Genomic DNA, 6,618 nt, shown 5'->3' with positions numbered 1-6,618 from the left:
CCATCGTCCAGGCCCGCGCCCTGCCCGCCCGGCATCCGGCACCGGATCCGCAGCGTACGAACGGCTGGCGGGGAATCGCCGCGGACTGGCGAGCGATTGCCCGCAACCAGCCCTTCGTGCTGTTCTCCGCCGCGATGGCCGGCTCCTACCTGCTGGCCTTCCAGACCTACCTCGCCCTGCCCCTCCAGGCCCGCGCCCTGGTGGGCGATTCCAGCGGCACCGCGATGGGCGTCGTCTTCGCCGTCTCCGCCCTGGTAGCCGTCGCCGGACAGCTCCGGCTCACCGAATGGGCCAGGAAACGTCTGGATGCGCCGAAAGCCATCGCGATCGGCCTGGCGGTGATGGGAGCGGCGTTCCTGGTCATGCTGCCCGGCCCCCACCACACCGCCCACGGCTTGGGCGCGGTCCTTGGCCTCGCCGGCCTAGTGGCCTGCGCGGCACTGCTGGCCGCCGGCTCCGCGCTGCTGTACCCGTTCGAGATGGACACCCTGGTCCGCCTCTCGGGCGAACGTCTGGTGGCCACCTACTACGGCGCCTACAGCACGGTGGCCGGCATCGCCGTCGCCGGAGGGAATCTCGCGGTGGGCGCTCTGTTCGACCTCGCCGCCCGCACCCACACTCCGTGGCTTCCCTGGGCGGCACTGACCGCCCTCGGGCTCGGCTGCGCCACCGCCCTGACCAGCCTGCGCCGCACCGGACACCTCCACCCCGCTCCGGCCGCAGCACCAGCCCCAGCCTGAGAACAAGTGGCCGGGCACGTCCTTCACGCGTGGGGTGCGCGCCCGGTCAGCCGGTGGTCGGCCACATCGAGCGCTTCCGTGACGAGGCGCCGCAGGTGTCCGTCGGTCAGCGCGTAGATCACCGGGCAGCCTTCCTTACGGGTGGTCACCGGACCCGGCATTCTCAGCCGGGCCAGATGCCGGCTCACCGCCGGTCGTGCCGCGTCCACGCTTTCGGCCAGTGCTGCGACGTCCGCCTCATGTGCCGCCAGGGGGTGCAGGAGCACGAGCCGGGTGCGGTCGGCAGGACCCAGCCGCGACGCAGTCCGCGACGGCGCCCCTGATGACACATCCCGGCCTGCAGCAGGCGTCAGCCTCGGCGGCGATGGACAGAGCGACGTGCGTCGCGACTCCCGCACGCGACACAACCCCGCTGACGACGCCCGGTCTGCTGGCCGCCGTCGCGGTCCTCGCGTCCCTGTTCCTGGGCGGCCGCACTCTGACCCCGGGCCGGACAGGGCAGCGCGGCCCACCGCCACCGGGCGGGCGAAGTCTGCTGCTCCAGGTGTGCATCGCGCGGTCACCGGCCCGGACGGCAGGCCCGTCACCGGCTTCGCCGTCGACCAGACCAAGCGGATGCACTTCTACGCCATCCGCTCCGACCTGACCGGCTTCCAGCACATCCACCCGACCATGGCCCCCGAGGCCACCTGGACCGCCGACCTGGACACACTCGCGCCCGGCTCGTTGCGCATGGTCACCTCCTTCAACCCCGGCAGCGGAGCCGGCAAGGCCACGGCGTTCGTCCTGTCCCGCACCGTCTCCGTCCCGGGCACCGGGACGGAGATCCCGCTGCCGGCCGCCACCAAGACCGCCGAGGTCGACGGCTACACCCTCACCGTCAACGGCGAGCCGATGGCCGGCATGGCGCGCCCGCTGACCGTGACCGTCACCAAGGACGGCCAGCCCGTCACCGACCTCCAGCCCTTCCTCGACGCCTACGCCCACCTGACCGCCTTCCACGAGGGCGACACCGCCTTCGCCCACCTGCACCCGACCACCAAGGTCAACGGCGACCACGGCGGACCGGAACTGTCCATCAACGCGGAACTGCCGACCTCCGGGAACTGGCGGCTCCTCATGCAGTTCCGGACCGGCGGCAAGCTCCACACCGCAGCCCTGACCCTGAACGTCGGCTGAACCCCGCGGGGCGCCACCCACCGGGTGGTGCCACGCGCCCAGCCCGCCGCGCCGTACCGCATAGATGCGATGTGTCGGTGGGCCCCGTGCTCTTCTCGGAAGGCTTCAGGGATGATCCACGCCGTACTGCACGCACTGTCGATCGCCGGTTCCATGACCTGGGAGATCCCTGCTCATCGCCGGCGCCATCGCCGCGTGGGTGCCGGACTCCTTCTGGCGCACGTTCTTCTTCGACGGCCACCCGCTGGCATCCAAGCTGTGGGGCCCGCTGATCGGCCCGCTGGTCGCGATCGCCTCGTTCGTCTGCTCGATCGGCAACGTGCCGCTCGCGGTCGTCCTGTGGAAGGGCGGCATCAGCTTCGGCGGAGTCGTCGCGTTCATCTTCGCCGACCTGCTGATCCTGCCGATCCTCAACATCTACCGGAAGTACTACGGCACGAAGATGACGCTCTTCCTCCTCGGCACGTTCTACCTCTCCATGGTCGTCGCCGGCTACATCGTGGAGTTCACCTTCGGCGGCTTGGGCCTCATCCCCGACCGGGCCGACGCGATGATCCCCATGGAGGGCGTCACCTGGAACTACACGACCTGGCTCAACATCGCCTTCCTCATCCTGGCTGCCGCCCTCCTCACCCGGTTCTTCCGCAGCGGCGGCATCTCGATGCTCCGCATGATGGGAGGCTCCCCCACCACAGAACACGACCACTCAGCCCACCAGTACACCGGCCCGCGCCAGGGCCCCGGAGGACCGCACGGGGGCCACCACCGCTGACCACCGCCCGCTCTCTCCACCCGGGGGGGGAGCCGGTGCTCCGCCCCCGGGCCGATCCGCCCGCGCCCCCACCATGCTCAACTGACACCCGTGACTTCCGCATTGCCCCGGATCCCGTTGCCGGACTGTCCGACTAGCTCGCCCCCGATCGGGACACCACCCAGGCAACCGGCCGCGACGACCCGGTACGCGACGCTCTCGCCCGCGGCGGCCCCCTGCCTCACAGCACCTGCCTGGAACTGGGCTCCGGAACCGGCCAGTTCACCCGCCCTCTCGCGTCCGTCTTCCCGACCGTGATCAGCCTCGACCTCTCCGAGCAGATGCTCCGCCAGGCCGCCGGCTGCTCCGCGGCCCGCGTCCGCGCCGACGCCGGCGCCCTGGCCGTCGCCGTGAGCTCGCCACACGGGCGCCGAGGTCGGCGGCGCCGACCTGGTCGACCCGAATCCACCGCCTGCCCAGTCCGGCGTTATTCGGAAGGTGCAGCTCCAGTCGAGCCCATTGCGTGTCCGTAACGTCTCCCCGCCCCGTGCTGAACGGAACGACCCGCTGGAGAGCCCGTCACGCGCCCCGGCGGACCCGGCCATCGTTGGCGTGCAGGACAGAGTTGGCCTCAGGTGGTTGTTTGCAGGCTTGTTCGCCAGACTCCCGCAGCAAGTCGGCATGAAGGAACCCTTCGAGGCCGGCCCTCTGCCGGTACCCCGCGCGGCGGGGCCTTGCGGGTGGCGGCGAGCCTCTCTTCGCCGTCACCGACCTGTGCGGACTCCACGCCGACACCGTCATCGCCGGCCTCGTACGGCGACATCCCTCCCCGAGGCCGCTGCAGGGCCGGTAGCCGGATGCGCCCGGGTGCCGAACAGAGTTCAAGACAAGAGGAGTTGGGGGACTGGTAGGAAAGTTTACTGTTCGCTAGCATTCCGGGCGGCGGCTTGGCGCGATGCCCGACTCCCGTGGGCATGACGCGCTCAGTGAGAGCTCTGGCCCGGCCGCCGTGACGCCGCCCCTGCCCGCACGCGGGTGGGGACGCGAGGTCACGCACCGATGCCCAGCTCTCGCCACCCCCCAAGGCCAGGAGTCCAGGGATGCACCCGAATGGCTCAGCTTCGCTCCTCACGCCCACGCGGCGCCGTACGGTGGGCGTGGTCATCGCCGCCGTACTCCTGCTCGTCGGCAGTTTGTTGCTCGCCTACCCCGACCGGGCCGGTGCCGCCGCCGACCCCCTCATTTCGCGTGGCAAGCCCGCCACCGCGTCTTCCAGCGAAGAATCCGGCTTCGGCCCGCAGAACGCCTTCGACGGCGACCCGGCCACCCGCTGGGCGAGCGCCGAGGGCAAGGACCCGCAGTGGATTGGCGTCGACCTCGGTGCCACCGCCGACGTCACGCGGGTGAAGCTGAGTTGGGAGGCCGCGTACGCCAAGGCGTACCGGATCGAGATCTCCGCAGACGGCACCACCTGGACGCGGCTCGCCGACGAGACGGCCGGCAACGGCGGCTCCGACGACTGGTCCGCCCTCTCGGGCAAGGGTCGCTATCTGCGCGTGTACGGCACCGCGCGCGGCACCTCCTACGGTTACTCGCTGTACGAGGCCGAGGTGTACGGCACCCTCGACAGCGGGCCCCCGCCCACCGGCGCCTTCACCGTGGTCGCGGCCGGTGACATCGCCGCCCAGTGCACCGCGTCCGACAGCGACTGCGCCCACCCCAAGACCGCCGCACTGGCCCAGAAGCTCAATCCGAAGTTCTATCTGACGATGGGCGACAACCAGTACGACGACGCCCGGATCGCCGACTTCCGCGCCTACTACGACAAGACCTGGGGCGCCTTCAAGGACAAGACGCACCCGGTGCCCGGCAACCACGAGACATACGACCCGGACGGATCGCTGGTCGGCTACAAGACGTACTTCGGGGCGATCGCCTACCCGCAGGGAAAGAGCTACTACAGCTTCGACGAGGGCAATTGGCACTTCATCGCCCTCGACTCCAACTCCTTGGACCAGAGCGCCCAGACCGACTGGCTGAAGGCCGACCTCGCCAAGAACAGCAAGGCGTGCATCGCCGCCTACTGGCACCACCCGCTGTACTCCTCGGGCGGTCACGGCAACGACCCGGTCAGCAGGCCGGTCTGGAAGATCCTGTACGGGGCCAAGGCCGACCTCGTGCTCAACGGGCACGACCACCACTACGAGCGGTTCGCCCCGCAGAACCCCGACGGGAAGGCCACCGCCGACGGAATCACCGAGATCGTCGGCGGCATGGGCGGCGCCGAGCCGTACCCCATCGAGAACGTCCAGCCCAACAGTCAGAAGCGGATCAGCGGTGAATACGGCGTTCTGAAACTGGACTTCACCGACTCCGGCTACAGCTGGAGCTACGTCGGCACCGACGGCAAGGCCAAGGACACCAGCCCGAAGTACGCCTGCCACTGATGTATCTGGCGACCACAGGCCGCCGGGACGCGTCGGCCCCGCCCCGCACCGGCGGGGCGGGGCGGGGCGTCCCCGGCACCGTCCTGGCACTCGGCACGGTCAGCCTCGTCACCGACATCTCCTCCGAGATGGTCACCGCGGTGCTGCCGCTCTACCTCGTCCTCGGACTCGGTCTCTCACCTCTCCAATTCGGATTCCTGGACGGCCTGTTCAATGGTGCCGCCTCCGTCGTGCGGCTGCTCGGCGGACATGCCGCCGACCGTGGCCACCGGCACAAACGGGTCGCCGGGATCGGCTACGCCCTCTCCGCCTGTTCCCGGCTCGGCCTGCTGCTCGCGGGCGGCGCCACCGCCGGGATCGCGGCTGCCCTCGCCACCGACCGGGTGGGCAAAGGTATCCGTACGGCGCCCCGTGACGCGCTGATCACCCTGAGCAGCCGGCCCGAGGCGCTCGGCCGGTCCTTCGGCGTGCACCGGGCGATGGACACCACCGGCGCCCTGCTCGGCCCACTCGCCGCGTTCGCGCTGCTCTGGGCGACCGCCGACGCCTACGACGCCGTGTTCGTCGTCAGTTTCTGCGTCGGCCTGCTCGGGGTACTGCTCCTCGTCCTGTACGTTCCCGGGCACCACCCGGCACCACCCACGAAATCAATTCAGCCCAAACGCAAAGTATTTGCGGCACTCCGTGATCGCGACTTCCGGCGAATTCTCGGAGCCGCCACCCTGCTCGGTGCCGCCACCGTCGGTGACGCCTTCGTCTACCTGCTGCTCCAACGCCGCCTCGGTCTCCCTGTCGGCTGGTTCCCGCTGCTGCCGCTCGGCGCGGCGGCGTGCTATCTGCTGCTCGCGGTCCCGGCGGGCCGGATCGCGGACCGGGCCGGCCGACGGCTGCCGTTCCTGTACGGACACGTCGCGCTGCTCGGTGTGTACGCCACGCTCCTCGCCCCGACCGGCGGCCCGGCCCCGCTCCTCCTTGCTCTCGTCCTCGCGCTGCTCGGCGTCTTCTACGCAACCACCGACGGGGTACTGATGGCCCTCGCCGGACCCGTGCTGCCCGCCTACGGCAGGGCGGGCGGACTCGCCCTGCTCCAGACCGGCCAGGCGCTGGCCCGGATGCTCGCCGCGGCGGGCTTCGGCGCCGCGTGGACGGTGTGGGGGCCGCGCCCCGCGCTGTGGGCCGCGATATCGGCCCTGCTCGCCGCGCTCGCCGGCGGCTGGGCGCTACTGCCGCGCAACCCGTCCGGCACCCCGGCCCACGAGGGGCCGGGAGCCCCGATCCCCGAGAGGCGGACCGCATGAGTCTCAGGTTCCCGAGACCCGCGACCCCGTTGGGCCCCCGGGCCCGTATCGCCGCCGTGGTGGCCGCGGTGCTGCTCCTCACGGGCGGCTCCGTCGGGTACGCCCTGCACGCGAGTCACCGATCAGGGCGGCAACAAGCGGACGCCGACGCCTCGTTCACTCTCCACGGGCCCGCGCTGTACTTCCGGGACCCGGCCACAGGA

General features: G+C 71.0%; 8 protein-coding genes and 1 pseudogene. 8 read left to right on the top strand and 1 reads right to left on the bottom strand.

The genetic code is table 11. From position 1 onward, the window contains the following. On the top strand, positions 1 to 740 hold a 740-nt coding region (locus tag J1C73_RS05930; protein WP_372446654.1), incomplete at its 5' end, for an MFS transporter. A 23-nt stretch (positions 741 to 763) separates the two neighbouring features. Here the strand turns inward: J1C73_RS05930 and J1C73_RS05925 are convergent. Continuing rightward, a complete protein-coding gene (locus tag J1C73_RS05925; RefSeq protein WP_307797612.1) occupies positions 764 to 1,069 on the bottom strand; it encodes an ArsR/SmtB family transcription factor in 306 nt (101 codons plus the stop codon). On the opposite strand from J1C73_RS05925, the gene J1C73_RS36275 reads away from it, so the two are divergent. The 7 genes and pseudogenes from J1C73_RS36275 to J1C73_RS05895 all read left to right on the top strand — a co-directional run. Continuing rightward, positions 1,063 to 1,386 carry a hypothetical protein gene (locus tag J1C73_RS36275; protein WP_504742781.1) on the top strand — a complete coding sequence of 108 codons (324 nt, stop codon included), beginning with the start codon at positions 1,063 to 1,065 and terminating at the stop codon, positions 1,384 to 1,386. The two genes, J1C73_RS05925 and J1C73_RS36275, sit on opposite strands and share 7 nt — an antisense overlap. Next, positions 1,287 to 1,919 carry a DUF8832 domain-containing protein gene (locus J1C73_RS05920; protein WP_242643781.1) on the top strand — a complete coding sequence of 211 codons (633 nt, stop codon included), beginning with the start codon at positions 1,287 to 1,289 and terminating at the stop codon, positions 1,917 to 1,919. Before J1C73_RS36275 ends, J1C73_RS05920 begins: the two co-directional genes overlap by 100 nt. Before the next feature lie 169 nt (positions 1,920 to 2,088). Then, positions 2,089 to 2,691: pseudogene (locus J1C73_RS05915) on the top strand (permease); the annotation flags it as partial. 215 nt (positions 2,692 to 2,906) lie between these two features. Then, entirely contained in the window at positions 2,907 to 3,203 is a 297-nt protein-coding gene (locus J1C73_RS05910) for a class I SAM-dependent methyltransferase (RefSeq protein ID WP_207315404.1), read from the top strand. A gap of 567 nt (positions 3,204 to 3,770) precedes the next feature. Continuing rightward, the gene (locus tag J1C73_RS05905; protein WP_207315403.1) at positions 3,771 to 5,117 is read left to right on the top strand and encodes a discoidin domain-containing protein; all 1,347 of its coding nucleotides are present in this window, start codon (positions 3,771 to 3,773) and stop codon (positions 5,115 to 5,117) included. Further along, positions 5,117 to 6,415, top strand: coding sequence for an MFS transporter (locus J1C73_RS05900; protein ID WP_207315402.1), 1,299 nt, complete (start codon positions 5,117 to 5,119; stop codon positions 6,413 to 6,415). Before J1C73_RS05905 ends, J1C73_RS05900 begins: the two co-directional genes overlap by 1 nt. Continuing rightward, a partial coding sequence (locus J1C73_RS05895) for a hypothetical protein (protein ID WP_207315401.1) occupies positions 6,412 to 6,618 on the top strand: 207 nt, incomplete at its 3' end. The genes J1C73_RS05900 and J1C73_RS05895, both read left to right, overlap by 4 nt.

The organism is Streptomyces laculatispora, assembly GCF_017353455.1.
In the GTDB taxonomy this organism is placed as follows: domain Bacteria; phylum Actinomycetota; class Actinomycetes; order Streptomycetales; family Streptomycetaceae; genus Streptomyces; species Streptomyces laculatispora.
The sequence above is the reverse complement of the archived record's forward strand: the minus strand, read 5'-3'. Positions and strand labels throughout refer to the sequence as shown.